Source organism: Actinoplanes derwentensis, assembly GCF_900104725.1.
Classification (GTDB): Bacteria; Actinomycetota; Actinomycetes; order Mycobacteriales; family Micromonosporaceae; genus Actinoplanes; species Actinoplanes derwentensis.
Map to the genome: position 1 here is coordinate 8,482,006 of NZ_LT629758.1, position 16,194 is coordinate 8,498,199.

General features: G+C 68.9%; 19 protein-coding genes and 2 pseudogenes. 11 read left to right on the forward strand and 10 right to left on the reverse strand.

The features are described 5' to 3' along the window. Positions 1-45: 45 nt before the first annotated feature. Positions 46-1,593: a DNA-3-methyladenine glycosylase 2 family protein gene (locus BLU81_RS37835; protein WP_092552571.1), complete on the reverse strand. Its 1,548-nt coding sequence runs from the start codon at positions 1,591-1,593 to the stop codon at positions 46-48. A gap of 108 nt (positions 1,594-1,701) precedes the next feature. On the opposite strand from BLU81_RS37835, the gene BLU81_RS37840 reads away from it, so the two are divergent. Beyond that, the gene (locus tag BLU81_RS37840; protein WP_092552574.1) at positions 1,702-2,511 is read left to right on the forward strand and encodes an alpha/beta fold hydrolase; all 810 of its coding nucleotides are present in this window, start codon (positions 1,702-1,704) and stop codon (positions 2,509-2,511) included. Positions 2,512-2,546: 35 nt separating this feature from the next. Beyond that, the gene (gene ychF, locus BLU81_RS37845) at positions 2,547-3,632 is read left to right on the forward strand and encodes a redox-regulated ATPase YchF (RefSeq protein ID WP_092552577.1); all 1,086 of its coding nucleotides are present in this window, start codon (positions 2,547-2,549) and stop codon (positions 3,630-3,632) included. A 116-nt stretch (positions 3,633-3,748) separates the two neighbouring features. Here ychF and BLU81_RS37850 read toward each other — a convergent pair whose 3' ends face one another. Both BLU81_RS37850 and BLU81_RS37855 read right to left on the reverse strand, forming a co-directional pair. Next, positions 3,749-4,141, reverse strand: coding sequence for a DNA-binding protein (locus BLU81_RS37850; RefSeq protein WP_092552580.1), 393 nt, complete (start codon positions 4,139-4,141; stop codon positions 3,749-3,751). Then, the gene (locus BLU81_RS37855; protein ID WP_092552583.1) at positions 4,141-4,392 is read right to left on the reverse strand and encodes a hypothetical protein; all 252 of its coding nucleotides are present in this window, start codon (positions 4,390-4,392) and stop codon (positions 4,141-4,143) included. The genes BLU81_RS37850 and BLU81_RS37855 overlap by 1 nt, the downstream gene beginning before the upstream one ends. A gap of 27 nt (positions 4,393-4,419) precedes the next feature. Here BLU81_RS37855 and BLU81_RS37860 point away from each other — a divergent pair, with 27 nt between their 5' ends. Beyond that, a complete protein-coding gene (locus BLU81_RS37860; protein ID WP_231953708.1) occupies positions 4,420-4,776 on the forward strand; it encodes a DUF1905 domain-containing protein in 357 nt (118 codons plus the stop codon). 7 nt (positions 4,777-4,783) lie between these two features. On the opposite strand, the gene BLU81_RS37865 is transcribed toward BLU81_RS37860, so the two are convergent. Beyond that, complete coding sequence (locus BLU81_RS37865; protein WP_307833811.1) at positions 4,784-5,416, reverse strand: phosphatase PAP2 family protein; 633 nt, start codon at positions 5,414-5,416, stop codon at positions 4,784-4,786. Between the two features lie 98 nt (positions 5,417-5,514). After that, a complete protein-coding gene (locus tag BLU81_RS37870; protein ID WP_231953709.1) occupies positions 5,515-5,967 on the reverse strand; it encodes a MarR family winged helix-turn-helix transcriptional regulator in 453 nt (150 codons plus the stop codon). A 233-nt stretch (positions 5,968-6,200) separates the two neighbouring features. Between BLU81_RS37870 and BLU81_RS37875 the strand changes: the two genes are divergently transcribed. The 3 genes from BLU81_RS37875 to BLU81_RS37885 all read left to right on the forward strand — a co-directional run bounded on the left by BLU81_RS37875 (position 6,201) and on the right by BLU81_RS37885 (position 8,571). Continuing rightward, positions 6,201-6,932, forward strand: coding sequence for a G5 domain-containing protein (locus BLU81_RS37875; RefSeq protein WP_157751970.1), 732 nt, complete (start codon positions 6,201-6,203; stop codon positions 6,930-6,932). A 74-nt stretch (positions 6,933-7,006) separates the two neighbouring features. Beyond that, a complete protein-coding gene (locus BLU81_RS37880; RefSeq protein ID WP_092552589.1) occupies positions 7,007-7,840 on the forward strand; it encodes a nucleotidyltransferase domain-containing protein in 834 nt (277 codons plus the stop codon). Further along, positions 7,837-8,571, forward strand: a complete 735-nt coding sequence (locus BLU81_RS37885; protein ID WP_092552592.1) for a Type 1 glutamine amidotransferase-like domain-containing protein — start codon at positions 7,837-7,839, stop codon at positions 8,569-8,571. The genes BLU81_RS37880 and BLU81_RS37885 overlap by 4 nt, the downstream gene beginning before the upstream one ends. Before the next feature lie 25 nt (positions 8,572-8,596). On the opposite strand, the gene BLU81_RS37890 is transcribed toward BLU81_RS37885, so the two are convergent. Continuing rightward, positions 8,597-8,959: a PH domain-containing protein gene (locus tag BLU81_RS37890; protein ID WP_092552595.1), complete on the reverse strand. Its 363-nt coding sequence runs from the start codon at positions 8,957-8,959 to the stop codon at positions 8,597-8,599. A 24-nt stretch (positions 8,960-8,983) separates the two neighbouring features. Next, a complete protein-coding gene (locus BLU81_RS37895; RefSeq protein ID WP_092552598.1) occupies positions 8,984-9,295 on the reverse strand; it encodes a 4a-hydroxytetrahydrobiopterin dehydratase in 312 nt (103 codons plus the stop codon). 182 nt (positions 9,296-9,477) lie between these two features. On the opposite strand from BLU81_RS37895, the gene BLU81_RS37900 reads away from it, so the two are divergent. Further along, positions 9,478-9,903, forward strand: a complete 426-nt coding sequence (locus BLU81_RS37900; RefSeq protein ID WP_172890697.1) for a (deoxy)nucleoside triphosphate pyrophosphohydrolase — start codon at positions 9,478-9,480, stop codon at positions 9,901-9,903. Here the strand turns inward: BLU81_RS37900 and BLU81_RS37905 are convergent. Then, positions 9,900-11,435, reverse strand: coding sequence for a long-chain-fatty-acid--CoA ligase (locus BLU81_RS37905; protein ID WP_092552604.1), 1,536 nt, complete (start codon positions 11,433-11,435; stop codon positions 9,900-9,902). The genes BLU81_RS37900 and BLU81_RS37905 overlap by 4 nt on opposite strands. A 101-nt stretch (positions 11,436-11,536) precedes the next feature. Between BLU81_RS37905 and BLU81_RS37910 the strand changes: the two genes are divergently transcribed. Genes BLU81_RS37910 through BLU81_RS37920 form a run of 3 tightly spaced genes read left to right on the forward strand, consistent with a single transcriptional unit; the run spans position 11,537 to position 14,686 of the window. Continuing rightward, complete coding sequence (locus tag BLU81_RS37910) at positions 11,537-12,166, forward strand: TetR/AcrR family transcriptional regulator (protein WP_092552607.1); 630 nt, start codon at positions 11,537-11,539, stop codon at positions 12,164-12,166. Beyond that, the gene (locus tag BLU81_RS37915) at positions 12,163-13,572 is read left to right on the forward strand and encodes an aldehyde dehydrogenase family protein (protein WP_092552610.1); all 1,410 of its coding nucleotides are present in this window, start codon (positions 12,163-12,165) and stop codon (positions 13,570-13,572) included. The genes BLU81_RS37910 and BLU81_RS37915 overlap by 4 nt, the downstream gene beginning before the upstream one ends. 25 nt (positions 13,573-13,597) lie before the next feature. Then, positions 13,598-14,686, forward strand: coding sequence for an alcohol dehydrogenase catalytic domain-containing protein (locus tag BLU81_RS37920; RefSeq protein WP_092552613.1), 1,089 nt, complete (start codon positions 13,598-13,600; stop codon positions 14,684-14,686). Between the two features lie 116 nt (positions 14,687-14,802). Here BLU81_RS37920 and BLU81_RS37925 read toward each other — a convergent pair. Both BLU81_RS37925 and BLU81_RS37930 read right to left on the reverse strand, forming a co-directional pair. After that, positions 14,803-15,108 (reverse strand): annotated as a pseudogene (locus tag BLU81_RS37925) (helix-turn-helix domain-containing protein); the annotation flags it as partial. After that, the gene (locus BLU81_RS37930) at positions 15,105-15,488 is read right to left on the reverse strand and encodes a type II toxin-antitoxin system RelE/ParE family toxin (protein ID WP_092552618.1); all 384 of its coding nucleotides are present in this window, start codon (positions 15,486-15,488) and stop codon (positions 15,105-15,107) included. The gene BLU81_RS37930 and the pseudogene BLU81_RS37925, both read right to left, overlap by 4 nt. A gap of 151 nt (positions 15,489-15,639) precedes the next feature. Between BLU81_RS37930 and BLU81_RS51845 the strand changes: the two are divergent. After that, a pseudogene (locus BLU81_RS51845) lies at positions 15,640-16,167 on the forward strand (DUF6886 family protein). Positions 16,168-16,194: the final 27 nt, after the last annotated feature.

The following is a 16,194-nucleotide window of genomic DNA, read 5'->3' on the forward strand; positions in this document are numbered from 1 at the left end:
ACAGGTCCGCGCGGCGGGTAGTTTCGACGCGAGCGGGACGCCGGTTCAGGCGGCTCGCCAGAGACGGATCAACGCGTAAGAGCGCCAGGGCCGCCAGTGTTCGGCATGGATGGCCAGCGCTTTCGCGGTGCTGGGCAGACCCAGGGCCTCGGCGCCGCGGCGGGCGGCCAGATCGGTGGCCAGGAAGGTGTCGGGGTCACCGATCGCACGCATGGCGACGTAGCCGGCGGTCCACGGGCCGACGCCGGGTAGTTCGATGAGCCGGGCGACGGTTTCGGCACGGTCGGCGCCGGGATCGAGATCGATTCTGCCGTCCGCCACCGCTTCGGCGAGGGCACGGATGGTGGCTCGCCGCGCGGCCGGCATGCCGAACGCGGAGTCAGGCAGCGCTGCGACGACCTCGGCGGACGGAAAGCCGGCAAGCCCGGAACCAGCGGTGGCCGCAGCGGTGGTGGCGAGTGTGACGCCGGGGGCGGTTCCCGGCGGGCCGATGCTGGTGTCGAGAGGAGGACCGATGAGGTGTTCGGTGTCGCTCTGGTCGGGGGCGGGAGTGTTCGGGCCGTTGGCGGCCGCTGTCAGGATCCGGCCGAGCGTGGTCCGGGCCCCGGCCACACTGACCTGTTGTCCCACGATCGCCCGGATCGCCATCTCGAAACCGTCCACGGCCCGGGGGACCCGCACGCCCGGCTCGGCTTCGACCGCCGTGGTCAGGGCCGGATCCGCACCGAGCAGGGCGTCGACCGCGACCGGGTCGGAGTCCAGATCGAACAGCCGGCGGCACCGGGCGACCGCGGGTGCCAGATCCCGCACGTCACTGAGCCGCAGCGTCGCATGGATCCAGCGGTCGCCGGGGCTGAGCGCGACGTCAGCGGTGCCGTGCGGCAGGTTCAACCCGCGGCGGTACGTGCCGTTCGCCACCGCGTCCACCCCGGGCAGGGTTCGGGCCGCGAAGAAACCGAGCAGCGAACTCGCATGCAGCGGCGGCCGATATGCGAGCCGCAGGTTCACCACTCCGGCCTCGCTCTGCCCGGTCGGCCGCTTTTCGCGCATCTGGCTCGGTGATCGCGCGTACACCTCGAGCATCGTGTCGTTGAACTGCCGCACGCTGCCGAACCCGGCCGCGAACGCGATCTCCGACAGCCCCAGTTCAGTGGTCTCGACGAGGATGCGCGCGGTCTGGGCCCGCTGCGCCCGGGCCAGCGCGAGCGGGCCGGCCCCGAGTTCGGCGGTGAGGATCCGGCCGAGGTGGCGTTCGGTGTACCCGAGCCGGGCCGCGAGTCCGGGCACGCCTTCCCGGTCGACGACGCCGTCCCCGATCAGGCGCATCGCGCGGCCGACCGTGTCCGCGCGGGTGTCCCACTCCGGCGAGCCGGGTGCCGCGTCCGGGCGGCAGCGACGGCAGGCCCGGAATCCACCCCGTTGCGCGGCCGCGGCGCTCACGTAGAACGTGACGTTCGCCCGTTTCGGGGTGACCGCCGGGCAGGACGGGCGGCAGTAGATCCCGGTGGTTCGCACCGCGGTGTAGAAGCACCCGTCGAACCGCGGGTCGCGGCTGTCGACGGCCCGGTAGCAGTGTTCGAAGTCCAGCTCCATGACGTCGAGTCTGCTCCGGCGGGCAGGCGATGGCTGGCGGGTTTCGGACACGGGCGTGCTGTCAACTACGGTTGACGATTACCCGCTTTGTCAACTACGGTTGACGACATGATGGCTCAAGCGGCGAGGACGGACATCCAGTGGCGATCCTTCGGTGGTGGTCCCAAGGTCGTGCTCCTGCACGGCGGCATGCAGACGTCGGCGAACTTCACGAGACTGGCCCGGTCGTTGGCGGCGGGCTTCACCGTCTACGTGCCGGATCGTCGCGGCCGTGGGCGCAGCGGTCCGGCTGCGCCGGGGCACGGGCTGCGAGCCGAGATCGACGATCTGGCGACGGTGCTCGACGAGACCGGGGCGCGCAACGTGTTCGGCCTCAGCTCGGGGGCGGTCATCGCGCTGCGTGCGGCGATGGAGTTGCCGATCGAGCGGCTGGCGCTCTACGAGCCGCCCCTCAAGCACGGCGATCACGATCCGGTGGCCTGGCTGCCCCGGTTCGAGAAGGAGCTGGCTCGCGGTCGGCGGGCGGCGGCGTTCGCGACGGTCACCAAAGGCACGGGCGAGTTGCGGTACGTGCCACGAGCGGCCCTGATCCCGATGGCCGGCCTGCTGATGTGGGCGGGAGAAGCGGGCCCGGGGGAGGGGGTGAGCCTCGGGGAGCTGGTCCCGACGATGCGTCTGGACGCGGCGGTCGTCGAGGAGGCGGCTGGGCCGTTGAGCACGTACGCGACGGTCGCTTCGGACACGTTGCTGCTAGGTGGCGAGCGTTCCCCGGCGTACCTGAAAGGGGTCTTGAACGGCCTGGAGCCGGTCCTGCCGCGAGTGCGCCGGGTGACCTTGGGCGGCGTCGGTCATCTCGCCGCCGACGACAGCGGCAAGCCCGAACTCGTCGCCGCGCAACTGCGCACCTTCTTCCGCTGAAAGCGGGCGCGGGCGAACCCGTAGACTGGCGTTCCGTGAGCCTCAGCATCGGAATCGTCGGCCTGCCCAACGTTGGCAAGAGCACCCTCTTCAACGCCCTGACCAAGAACGACGTGCTCGCCGCGAACTACCCGTTCGCGACGATCGAGCCCAACGTCGGCGTGGTCGGGCTGCCGGACGAGCGGCTGGGGACCCTCGCCGAGTTGTTCGGCAGCGAGAAGATCCTCCCGGCCCCGGTGAGTTTCGTCGACATCGCCGGTCTGGTCCGTGGCGCCTCCAAGGGCCAGGGCCGGGGTAACGCGTTCCTCGCGAACATCCGCGACGCGTCGGCGATCTGCCAGGTCGTGCGGGCCTTCTCCGACCCGAACGTGCTGCACGTCGACGGCAAGGTCTCGCCGTCCGACGACATCGAGACGATCAACACCGAGCTGATCCTGGCCGACCTCCAGACCGTCGAGAAGGCGCTGCCCCGGCTGCAGAAGGAGGCCAAGCTCAAGAAGGAGAAGGCTGCCACGGTGGCCGCCGCTGAAGCCGCGTTCAAGCTGCTCAACGACGGTGTCACCCTCTACCAGGGCGCCAAGGCGGCCGGTGTCGAGCTGGAACTGCTCGCCGAACTTCACCTGCTTACCACCAAGCCGTTCCTGTACGTCTTCAACGTCGACGAGGCCGAGCTGGGCAACGCGACGTTCCTCGACGAGCTGCGCGCGCTGGTCGCCCCGGCCGAGGCCGTCTTCATGGACGCGAAGATCGAGTCCGAGCTGATCGAGCTGGACGACGAGGAGGCGCTGGAACTGCTCCAGTCCACCGGCCAGAGCGAGCCCGGCCTGAACCGCCTGATCCGGGTCGGCTTCGAGACGCTTGGCCTGCAGACCTACCTGACCGCCGGCCCGAAGGAGGCCCGCGCCTGGACCGTTCCGGTCGGCGCGACCGCCCCCGAGGCTGCCGGTGTCATCCACTCCGACTTCCAGCGCGGCTTCATCAAGGCCGAGATCGTCAGCTTCGACGACCTGGTCGCGGCGGGTTCGATGTCCGCGGCCAAGTCCGCCGGCAAGGTCCGCATGGAGGGCAAGGACTACATCATGAAGGACGGCGACGTGGTGGAGTTCCGCTTCAACGTCTGACGCGGCACGAAAAACCTGACGGCACAGGTGAAGACCTGACGGCACATGTGAACGCCTGACGGGACTTGAAACGCCTGATGCGTGCGACGGGGCGGCGATGACGACCGCCCCGTCGGTCAGACCTTGACCACCATGACGGCGGGTCCGCAGAGCAGGCTGATGTCCTCGGGGTCGGACGTGAGAACCGTCGCTGGGGCGGGGACCGTGCGGGCCACCGCGGCGAAGGCCGCATCGATGGCGTATTTGTGTCCGTGCAGCCGGTGGTCCCGAAGCAGAGCGCCGGCCTGATCGGCGACCGTCCTGGTGATGTCATGCACGTCGATCCGGGACAGGACCCATTTGACCCGGGCCGGATGGATCTTCTCGTAGTCGGCTTCCAGAAGGGTCATGGTCGTCGTGACGACGCGAATCCCCTCCTCGTGTGCGGCACGGACCAGGGTGACGACGGTCCGGTCCTCCCGGTAGAGCTTGGCTAGGCCTTCGCTGTCGAGTAACAGGGTGCCGGACATCAGGCGGCTGCCGCCCCTGTCTTGCGGTGATCGTGGCGCAGTATGGCCCGGGCGGCTTCGACCTCGTCGCGGGTGAGGGCGTCGTGCCGGGTCTCGTAGTCGTCGGCGATCTCGCGGAGCTTTTCCATCGCGACTCGGTGCTCCAGGGCCTCCGCCACATAGGCGGAGAATCCGCCCTGACCGACCTGGGCCCGCACGGACTCGGCCAGATCTTCCGGCAGGCTGATCGAATACTTCCTGCTACCACTCATGCCCCCGATCCTACCGGCGGTAATACCGTGATCGGAATTGGTTTGGCCGTCGAGTTCCGGACCGGCTGCGAGGGCTTAGGCTCTGTCGTCGTGGAGTGGGCTTTTGATGGCGAGGTCATCGAGTGGCGGGGGCCGGCGCCGTATTTTTTCGTGGCGATGCCTGAGGCGGACAGTGCTGAGCTCAAGGAAGAGGCTCGGTCGCTGATCTACTGGGGGCAGATACCGGTTCTCGTCATCATCGGCGGCACCGAGTTTCGGACGGCGTTGTTTCCTCGGGGCGGGCGCTATCTGGTGCCGCTCAAGGACGCGGTTCGGCATGCGGAGAGCATCGGCGAGGGAGACACCGTGGCGGTGGTGTTGCGTCCCGCCCCGAAAGGGTCCTGACGGCAGGTCAGCGGAGCAGTGGGAAGACGGTTCCGGCGATCAGGGCTCCGACCAGGGTTCCGACCACCACCTGGGCGGGGGTGTGGGCGGTCAGGCGGACCCGGGCCCAGCAGCCGAGCAGGACCAGTGGGGCGCCGAGTAGCGCGGGGTAGCCGTAGACGGCGGTCAGGGCGGCCACCGTGCCGGCTGCCACGCCGGCGTGGATGGACATCTTCCACCAGTGGGTGACCAGGGCGAACGCGGCCAGGCCGACTCCGCCGGCGGTCAGTAGGGCGAGGATTTCGCGCGGGGCGCCGAGGGCCAGCATCAGGAGCAGGCCGGCGATCAGGGACGCGGTGCCGAAGAGCAGGGGGATGCGGCGGGCGGCGCGTTCCGGGATGTGGTGGTTGGTGAGACGGCCGTTGCGGACGCCGTGCAGCACGTAGCCGAGGGGGATCACCGCGGCGAACAGGGCTCCGGGCAGGCCCCACCAGCGGGAGACACCGGGGGTGTCGCCGGCGTGCCAGCCGACGATCAGGAGCAGGGCGGCGACCAGGACGGCGGGTGCCAGCACTTCGGAGACCACCGTCGCGAGCCGGTCCAGGGCGCCCGGCGGGGTGGTGGTGGGCCGGGGGGCTTCGTCGGTGACAGCGTTCAGCACGCCTCCATCATCGCAACCAGATCATCCGCTGCGGGTGGCGAGAAGCGTGACATAGACCGTGCGGGGCACCAGAAGATGGGCGACAGAAAGCGGGAAAGTCACGTGTCGGTGGTCATGGCGGTGAACGCGGCCGCCAGACTGCGCAGGTCCAGACCGTCGAGGTGGTCGAAGATGTGGCGGCGGACGCTGGCCAGGTGGGTGGGCCAGGCCTGTTGGAGCCGGGCCAAGCCCGCGTCGGTGAGGACGGCGTTGGCTCCGCGCGCGTCTTCCGGACAGCGGTCACGGCGCAGATAGCCGAGGGATTCGAGCTTGGTGGCGAGCCGTGTCATGCCGCTCAGTGACATATCACACGCCGTAGCGAGGTCGCTCATCCGTAGGAGGCGGCCGGGGGTTTCGGAGAGGTGGCGCAGGACCGAGTACTCGCTGGCGGACATGCGCTGTTCCCGTTCCAGGTCGGCGTCGAGCGCACGTGGCATGACCAGCAGGAATCGACCGAGCGCGCGCATCACCGCCTCTTCGTCGGGGGTGAGTGGGGCGGGGGGTTCGGCCATGGCTGCGATGGTAAGCCGGGGGTGCCGGTCTACTTTTCACCTCGCCGTGGCAACGGATGGGGTCGGGTTCGGGGCGTGGCAGTCAGCCTTTCGAGTGTCGGGAGGACATTTGCCTGCGCGTCGTGGGCAGTAACAATGCTTTGGTGCAAAACCAGACAACTAGTGACTCTTGGCAGGATTTGCTCGAAACACCACGAAAGTCTTGGTGGGCCCGTCTTCCGTTCGGTGCCCGGATGGCCGCCGGCGCGGCTGCGATGTTCGTGGTCGTCGGTGGTTCGGCGGCCGGTGTCGCCACGATTTTCGCTCCTGACCCGGAGAACGTGACGGCCGCCGCGGCCGAGCCCGACCTCGGTGCTCCGTTCCTGGAGGACAGCCCGGAAGTGGTGAGCCGGGCGGCGGCCGCCGCACAGCCGCTGCCGCAACGCCCGGGAGCGACGACGCCGCCCAAACCGAAGGTGCCGCCGCCGGCTATGGCACGAGTCCCCGCGAAGGCGGCCCCGGTGCGGGCCCCCGCGAAAGTGGTCACGGCGAACGATCGGCTCAGCCGGGAACGGGTGGCCGACGATCGGGCCGACCGGACCGGACCGCGTCCCGCACGTACCACCGCTGTGGTCTCCGGCGGCGAAGCCCGCAGTGAACCGATCGCCCAGGGTCCGGTCGTGACCACCCGAACCGATATCGAGACCAGGGCCGTCCCGTTCGACACTGAAGTGATCAAGGACGCGACGATGCTGCGCGGTACCCGCCGGGTCGAGTCCGACGGGGAGCCCGGCGAGGAGACGCTGCGTTACCTGGTGACGCTGACCGACGGCCGGCAGACCGCGCGCCGCCTGCTCAGCAGCTCGATCACCCTGGAACCGCAGAACCGGGTGGTGACCGTCGGCTCCCGCAGGCAGAGTGTCGTCGACCCGTTCTGCGATCACGTGCTGGGAATCTGCCTGCCGTTCGGGAGAAGCGCGGAGTGAGGGCTGAAACGCGGAGTGAACGGGCTGAAGCGCGGAGCGACGGCCTGAAACGGTCCTGAGTGAGGATTGGCGGCATGGCACTGACCGAAACGGATCTCACCGAACTCGCTCACCGGCTGGTCGGCGTCCCCGGTGTCGTCGCCGTGGTGCTCGGTGGGAGCCGAGCCCGTGGCACCCACACCGAGGAGTCCGACTACGACCTGGGTCTCTACTACCGGGGGCCGCTCGACACCGCCCGGCTCGGTGAACTGGCCGCGGAGGTGGCCGGCCCGGGTTCCGGGGTCACAGCGACCGGCGAGTGGGGCCCGTGGGTGGACGGCGGCGGCTGGCTGCGGATCGACGGGAACGCGGTCGACTGGCTCTACCGCGACGTCGAGCGGGTGCGCCGATGCTGGTCGGAGGCGGAACAGGGCACGTATCAGTTCCACGTCCAGGGCGGTCATCCACTCGGAGTGCCGGATTTCTCGTACCCGGGCGAATTGGCTCTGGCCCGGATCCTCGCCGACCCGACCGGTGACCTGGCCGACCTGCAGAGCCGTGTCCGGATTTTCCCCCGCCCGCTCGCGGAAGCCCTGGTGGCGGGGCTGTGGGAGGCGGACTTCCTGGTCGGGATCGCGCGCAAGGCGGTGTCTCGGGGGGACAGTGCCTACGTCGCCGGGTGCCTGTTCCGGGCGGTGGGGGTGCTCACGCACGCGCTGCACGGCGCCGCCGGTCGCTGGCTGATCAACGAGAAGGGCGCGGTGGCCGCGGCCTCGGTGCTGCCGGGCGCGCCGTCGGGGTTCCGGGCCCGGGTGGACACGGTCTTCGCCACGATCGAGCCGGACCCGTTGCGCCTGGCCGAGGCGATCGATCTCACCGCGGACATCGTGCTGGAGACGGTCGACGCGTGCGCGATGATGCTGCGATGACGGCAGACGTTCCCACCATCCTCGCCACCAGCGCCTTCTTCCGCCGCAGCCAGGTCAGCCCGCTGGCGATGCGCCCGGGCGCGATCCACCATCTGGCCGCGGAGCTGGCGAACAACACGAAAGCCCCGAAGATCTGTGTGCTGGCCCAGGCCACCGGCGACCCGGAGGCCAGGATCGGCTACCACTACGCCGCGTTCGCCGGGACCGAGTTCACCATGTCCCACCTGCAGCTCTTCCCGATGCCGAACGTCGACGACATCCGGGCGCACCTGCTCGCTCAGGACGTCATCTGGGTGGACGGCGGCAGTGTCGCGAACCTCTGCGCGGTCTGGCGGGTGCACGGCCTCGACGAGATCCTGCACGAGGCGTGGCAGAAGGGTGTCGTGCTGAGCGGCGTCTCGGCCGGTTCGATCTGCTGGCATCAGGGCGGCAGCACCGACAGCTACGGGCACGAGTTGCGCGGGTTCACCGACGGGCTGGGGTTCCTGCCGTACAGCAACGGGGTGCACTACGACAGCGAGGCGCGGCGCCGGCCGACGATGCACCGGCTGGTCGGGGACGGCACGCTGGGCGACGGCTACGCCACTGACGACGGCGCGGGGCTGATCTATCGCGGCACGTCACTGTCCGAGGCGGTCGCGGACCGCGAGGGCCCCTTGGGGTACGAGTTGAAGCGCGCCGCCGACGGCACAGTGACCGAGACTGTTCTGCCGACCCGCGTCCTGACCTAGGCGGACGCGGGCACCCCGGCGGGTCTCAGGAAGCGTGACCCAGGATCACGTTGTGCACGTGGTGAGCCTTGTCCGACCCACGGAACTCCACCTCGTATGTCTGGGTGCCGACCGCGATGGCGATGGTGCCCGAGGAGAAGAACTGGCCGGCCCAGCTCTTGTTGCTGACCACGCTGACGCTGCTCACCCGGGAATAGGGGATGCTGGTGATCGCGAACCGCTTGCCCATGTAGGACTGGTCCTGCACGATGATGCGCCGGTTAGTCAGGCCGATGAATCCGGTCCCGGCGCCGATCGCGTCGTAGACGGCGATGATCTGCTCGCCCTCCAGCAGGCCGTCCTGGATCTGCTCGAGCTGACCCTTGTTGTCGTACACCACGTCAGTCATGGGCCGCAGCGTAGTCTTCTTGATCTACGTCGTCGCGACCACGGTGCGGTAGAAATCCTCGATCCGGGCGGCCAGGGTGACCTCACCGTCGGTGATGGCGGCGCCGTCCTGTTGGCCGAGACAGATCTGTGTGTGACCGTCCGAGCGCCGAATCGTCGGACGGATATGGAGCGTGTCCGCGGCCACTTTGATGCGCTCGGTCAGCTCGGCGTGCTGACTGTCGTCGCACGCCAGATCGCGGTGCAACTGGACCCCGTCACGGGTCCAACCGCTCAACAGAGCGAGAGCATCACTGAGGTAATCCGAGTCGGTGTTGCGGCGTTTTCTGGCCCGCACTGCCACCCCCCTAAGCGTCGTGGCCGGCTTGTGGCCGAACTGTCGCCGAGTCGTCATGGTCGGTGCCCCACAGTTTCGTCCGTCCGGCCACCGCTGTCCACGCCCACATATCCGTGTTTGGGTGACGATCAGGGCGCTGTCGGGCAACCTGAACGGTGAACTTTCGTGAGATCTTTGACCGTATGCGGCCCGAACAATACGTCAAGCCCTCGACATCACCCAGGGTGATCGTTGCGGCGGTGATCATCACCGCCGGGCGGGTGCTCGCCTGCGAGCGCAGCGCACCGCCCGAGGCAGCGGGCCGCTGGGAGTTCCCGGGCGGCAAGGTCGAGGCGGGCGAGACCGAGCAGGCCGCACTGGCCCGAGAGTGTGCCGAGGAACTAGGCGTCCGGGTCGCCGTCGGCGATCGGGTCGGCCCCGACGTGCCCCTGGCCCACGGCCGGGCCGTGCTCCGGGTGTACGCCGTCGAGTTGCTCAACGGAGACGTCCCGGAGGCGCTGGAACACCGCTCCATGCGCTGGCTGGCCGTGGACCAGTTGGACAGCGTGCCGTGGCTGCCCGCCGACGTGCCGATCGTGGCGGAGCTGCCCGCACTGTTGAAAGACTAGGAGTACTGCTTGCGCAGCTCCCGCTTCAGCACCTTCATGCTCGGCCCGAGCGGCAGCGACTCGCTGAAGCGGATCTGACGCGGGTACTTGTGCTTGCCCAGGTGCTCCTTCGACCAGTCGATCAGCTCCTGCTCGGTGAGGCCCTCGTCCTCGAGCACCACGACCGCGCAGATCTCCTCACCGAGGGTCGCGTCGGCCACCCCGATCACCGCGACCTGCTGGATCGACGGATGCCGGGCCAGCACCTCCTCCACCTCACGCGGGTAGACGTTGAACCCGCCCCGGATGATCAGGTCCTTGGTCCGGTCGACGATGCTGATGAAGCCCTGTTCGTCACGGATCCCGAGGTCACCGGTCCGGAACCAGCCGTCGACGAGCGCCTCGGCAGTCGCCTCCGGCCGGTTCAGGTAACCGGCGAACACGTTGTGCCCGCGGATCACGATCTCCCCCAGCTCGCCGTCGGGCAGGAACTCGATGCGCTCCGGTACCTCCGGGCGGGCGATCTCCACCTCGACACCCCAGATCGGGTGGCCGACCGTGCCGGGCTTCGCTCCGAACGACGGCTGGTTGGTGGTGGCCGTGGGAGACGTCTCGCTCAGCCCGTACCCCTCCCAGATGGTCGAACCGAACGTCGCCGCGAACTTCTCCAGCACCGCCACCGGCAGTGAGGCCCCGCCGGAGACGCACAGCTTGAGCTGCGGCAGGCGCTCCGCCTTCGCGGCCGCCTCCAGCAGGCCGATGTACATCGTCGGCACGCCGTGGAAGATCGTCACCTTCTGCTGGATCATCAACTCGATCGCTGCCTCGCCGGTGAACCGGGGCAGCAGCACGAGCGTTCCGCCCAGCCGGAACGTCGCGTTCATCCCGACCGTCTGACCGAACGTGTGGAACAGCGGCAGACAGCCCATCACCACGTCGTCGCCGGTCAGCGGATGCACGTCGAAGACGTTCACCGCCGCGTTCATCACCAGGTTGAGGTGGGTGAGCAGGGCGCCCTTCGGTTTGCCGGTGGTGCCACTGGTGTAGAGGATCACCGCGACGTCCTCGGCCTCCCGGGACACGTACGTCCGCAGGGGTTGTCTGCCGGCCGAGATCTCCTCCAGCCTCGGTGGGAACTGCGGCAGATCCGCCGGGAGCGGCCCGACGTTCACCAGTTTCGTCCCGGTGGCCGCCGCCGCGGCCGCGCCGACCTGGAGCATCGCGGAGTGCGTGACCAGCAGGTTCGCGCCGCTGTCGGCGAGGACGTAACCGACCTCCTCGGCGTTGAGAAGCAGCGACACCGGCACGATCCGGGCGCCCACGGCGAGTGCCGCGAAGTAGACACGCGGGAAGTCGGCCACGTTCGGGATCATCACGGCCACCGTGTCGCCGGGGCCGACCCCCAATTCCGACAACCCGGCGGCGTACGACCGGGTCTGCGCCCAGAGATCGCGATAGCTGATGCGGCCGCCCGCTTCATCGACGATCGCTACCTTCTCGGGGTGCAGGCGCGCGGCCTCGGCGAGGATGGTGGCGAGGGATAGCGTCGTCATCCTGGACTCCTTCTTAGTGATGTACGTCGCAGCTGTGCTTAAACTAGCGGCGTAAGTTTTTACACGTCCAGTGTTGACATCGGTTTTCTCAGGGAGTTCCCATGGCCCGGCCGCGGCAGGCGCTGCTCACCAGGGAGCGCATCGTCGAAGCGGCCGCGGCATTGATCGACGCTGAGGGGATCGACGCGTGCTCGATGCGGCGCCTCGCCACCGAGCTGGGGGTGCAGGGGCCGTCGCTCTACAACCACTTCGGCACCAAGGCGGAGATCGTCGACGCGGTCGCCGAGGCGGTGGTCGCACAGGTCGACATCTCCGGTTTCCACGGCACCGACTGGCGTGACGGGCTGCGGCTGTGGGCGAAGTCGTACCACGCGGTGCTCTCCGCACACCCGAACATCGTGCCGGTGCTGGCCACCGGACCCGGTCGCCGCCCGGCCGGTCTCGCCATGGCCGAAGCGGTCTACGGCGCGCTGATCGACGCCGGTTGGTCACGGGCCCGGGCCACCCACATCGGCGCGCTGATGCGCTACCTGATCACCGGCTCCGCGCTCGGCTCGTTCGCGCTCGGTTTCGAGAACGACCCGGGTCTCTACGACCGGTTCCCGCACCTGCACCGCGCCCACGAACTCGCCGCACATCGTGCCGCCGTCGACGAGGGCGCCTTCGAACTCGGGCTGGACCTGTTGATCGACAGCCTGTCCGACCGCTACGACCAGGGGGTACGCCGATGACGTCGGTCTTCCGTGACCAGCACTGGATCGGGGGCGCCTTCGTGCCGCCCGACGGATCCGACCGGATCGAGGTGGAGAACCCGTACACCGAGCAGGTGTTCGGGCACGTGCCGGCCGGCACCGCCGAGGACGTGAACCGCGCCGTCTCCGCAGCCCGCGACGCCTTCGACGGCTGGGCGGCCACCTCGCCGGCCGAACGCGGCGCCGCCCTCGGCCGCCTGCACCGGTCGCTCACCGCCCGTGCGGACGAGATCGCCCGGATCGTCGGCCTGGAACTCGGCACCCCACTCAAGATCGCCAAGGCGGTCCAGGCCGGGCTGCCTCTCACGGTGCTCGCCGGGTACGCCGAACTCGCCGCCCACCCACCCGTCGACGAGGTCATCGGCAACTCGCTCGTCGTGCACGAACCGGTCGGCGTGGTCGGTGCGATCACCCCGTGGAACTACCCGCTGCACCAGGTCGTCGCCAAGGTCGGCGCGGCGCTGGCGGCCGGCAATACGGTCGTGCTCAAGCCCAGCGAACTGACGCCGCTCACCGCGTACCTGCTGGCCGACGCGTTCGCCGAAGCCGAACTGCCGCCGGGCGTGTTCAACCTGGTCACCGGTGTCGGATCGGTGGTCGGCTCAGCAATCGCCGGGCATCCCGGCATCGACATGGTCTCCTTCACCGGCTCGACCGCGACCGGCCGGGCCATCAGCCACGCCGCCGCCGACCGGATCGCCAAGGTGTCGCTGGAGCTGGGCGGCAAGTCCGCCAACGTGATCCTGGAAGACGCCGACCTGGTCAAGGCGGTCAAGGTGGGCATCGGCAACGCCTTCCTCAACTCCGGCCAGACCTGCACGGCGTGGACCCGGATGCTGGTGCACCGGTCGCACTACGACGAGGCCGTCGAACTGGCCGCCAAGACCGCCGCCGGATACACCGTCGGTGACCCGTTCGACCCGGCCACCCGGGTCGGCCCGCTCGCCTCGGCCGGCCAGAAGGACCGGGTCCGCGGCTTCATCGAGCGCGCCACCGCCCGCCTGGTCGCCGGTGGCCTGGACGCCCCGATGCCCGGCACCGGCCACTTCGTCGCGCCGACCGTCTTCGCCGACGTCGACCCGGACAGCGAGCTGGCGCAGGAGGAGATCTTCGGCCCGGTGCTGTCGATCATCGCGTTCGATGACGACGACGAGGCGGTGGCCATCGCCAACAACTCGAAGTACGGGCTGGCCGGCGCGGTCTGGGGCTCCGGCGAGCGGGCCCTGTCGGTGGCCCGGCGGCTGCGCACCGGGGCCGTCGACGTCAACGGCGGCTCGTTCAACCCGTTCGCCCCGTTCGGTGGCTACAAGCAGTCCGGTATCGGCCGTGAGCTGGGCGCCTACGGGCTCGCCGAGTTCCAGCAGGTGAAAGCGATCCAGCGATGATCTTTCAGGGCGCGGAGGTGGGCCGATGAGCCGCTACACGACCGGGCTGGTGGTCCGGGATCCCAGCGTCCCCGCTGAGCTGGTCGAACTCGGGCTGCCCGAGATCGGGCCCGGGCAGGTGCGGGTCGAGGTCCGCGCGGCAGGTGTCTGCCACTCCGACCTCTCCATGATCAACGGGACGTTGCGCCCACCGCACCCGCTCGTCCTCGGCCACGAGGCGGCCGGCGTGGTGGTCGAAACCGGCGACCGCGTCAGCCGGGTCCAGGTCGGCGACCACGTGGTGCTCAACTGGCAGCCGGCCTGCCGATCCTGCTGGTTCTGCGAACACGCTCAGCCGTGGCTTTGCAGCACCTCCTCCGGGGTCGCCGCCCTGGAGAACGGCATGACCCTCGACGGTGCCCCGGTCCACGTGACACTCGGCCTCGGGGCGTTCGCCGAACAGGTGGTGGCGCCGGAACGTGCGGTGATCCCCGTACCGCCGCAACTAGGTTTTGATCTTGCCGCTCTGCTCGGATGCTCGGTCCTGACCGGCAGCGGTGCCGTCCGCAACACCGCCCGGGTCCAGCCCGGCGAAACCGTTCTGGTCATCGGCCTCGGCGGCGTCGGCCTGTCCGCGGTCGCCGCCGCCCGAGCCGCTGGCGCCGGCAAGGTGATCGCCGTCGACGTCACCGAAGCCAAGAAGGGCCTGGCCGAAGCGGCCGGCGCCACCGACTTCCTGGTCTCCTCCGACAACCTGTCCAAAGAGGTCCGGGGCCTGACCTCCCGGCTCGGCGCCGACCACGCCATCGAATGCGTCGGCCGGGCGTCGACCATCCGCGCAGCCTGGCGCGCCACCCGCCGAGGCGGCCAGGTCACGGTGGTCGGTATGGGCGCCGCCGACGACATGGTCCAACTGGGTGCCCTGGACATCTTCAGCTCGGCGCGCACCTTGAAGGCGTCGGTCTACGGCCAGGCCGACACTGACCTGGAGGTCCCGGCCCTGGCCAGGGAAGTCCTGGACGGCACCCTGAACCTCGACCACCTGATCACCGACCGCATCACCCTGGCCGAGATCCCCGCCGCTTTCGACCGCATGTCCCGTGGTGAGGGCGCCCGCTCGGTAGCCATCCTCTGACACGTGTGGGCCGGCCCCACTTGAGGCCGGCCCACACGCCACGCTCAGGCAGCCAAGGATTTGGATTCGGGCTTGGCCTCGGGTTTCGGGTTGGCTTCGGGATCGGCGCTGCGCAAGATGTGCACGTCATCCCCGAAGACTGCGGAGATCTGGAGATATCCGCCGAGGGCCTCCACATAGCGGGCCAAGACCTCGACGGTAGAGACGTCACCCCGCTCAATCTGCGAGACCCGGCCTTTGGTGACACCCATTCGCTCAGCGACATCCATTTGGGTCAGGCCGACCTGTTTCCGCCGCTCGGCAAGCCGATAGCCGTCGAGGTAGGCCTGATCGCGTGCGCGGGATGCCGCAACGGCCCTTTCGCCGCCAGCCCGTTCGACGAGATCCGGCCGAATGTCCTTCCACCTGGGGAACTCAGTCATGAGTGTTGCTCCTCGGTTTCCGCCTCTTCCTGGCGTTCCTTCAGATACTGCTGGTAAAGCTCTTCAGCCCGCGGGATGGCTTGCCGGTCCCAGCCAGACCAGTTGCCTGATTTGTCTCCACCGATCAGTAGGATCGCTGATCGCCACGGGTCGAACACGAACATGATCCGAATTTCGCTTCGACCGGAAGAGCCTGGTCGCAACTCCTTCATGTTGTGTACCTGTGAGCCCTCGACCCGGTCGACGAAGGGCCTTCCCAGCCCGGGCCCTACCTCCGCCAGTCGGTCAATGGCGGAAACGATCTGGTCATATGAGTCCCCGTCAAGAGTGTCAACCCATCTCAGAAACTCGTGCGTAACTCGGATCTCCCACTCCTCCACGCCCGTGAAGATAGTTAATCCTAAACCTGCAAGGCCGGACAAGGAGTCTGACTTACCGGTGGAACCGTTTGTCCGATCAGCAAGATCTGTGTCGGCGCAGGCGAAGCAGATGGGGTAGAAAGTCCTGATGCCTCCCTAAACAGGGCAGGTACTGCATTTCTCCGAGGACCCGTCGATCACCAGATTCGTTCCGCACGTCGCGGCTACCGCACAACAGGCCGAGGCCTACGTGTGGGCCGTCGACCATGATCGGGCGCCCGACTACTGGTTCCCGCGGCAGTGCCCGCGCGCCCTGGCCTGAGTCGTTCCCGGAGTCACCACTGACACGGACCGGGACCGGATCGTCGGGGCGGGGTGCGGCGACCGGGTCCACGTGATCGAGTTCGCCTGGTGGCAGGCGATGCGAACCACGAGTCTGTACGCGTACCGGCTCCCCGCTGCGCGATTCCGCCCGTTCGGTGACCCGGTGCACGCTCACGTCGCCGTCGAACCGGTGGAACCGCTCGGCCCGCCGGAACCGGTCGGTGACCTGATCGACTGTCACGCCGCCGCCGGTATCCAGCTACGCCTGGTCAGCAACCTCTGGCCGTTCTGGGACCAGGTTCTCACCAGCACAGCCGGTTTCAGTGGCATCCGCGTCCGCAACGCGCACCCACGCCCGCTGGTCGCCGGAGAGTGAGCCTCGCGAAGGCGGTTGCCGGGATGA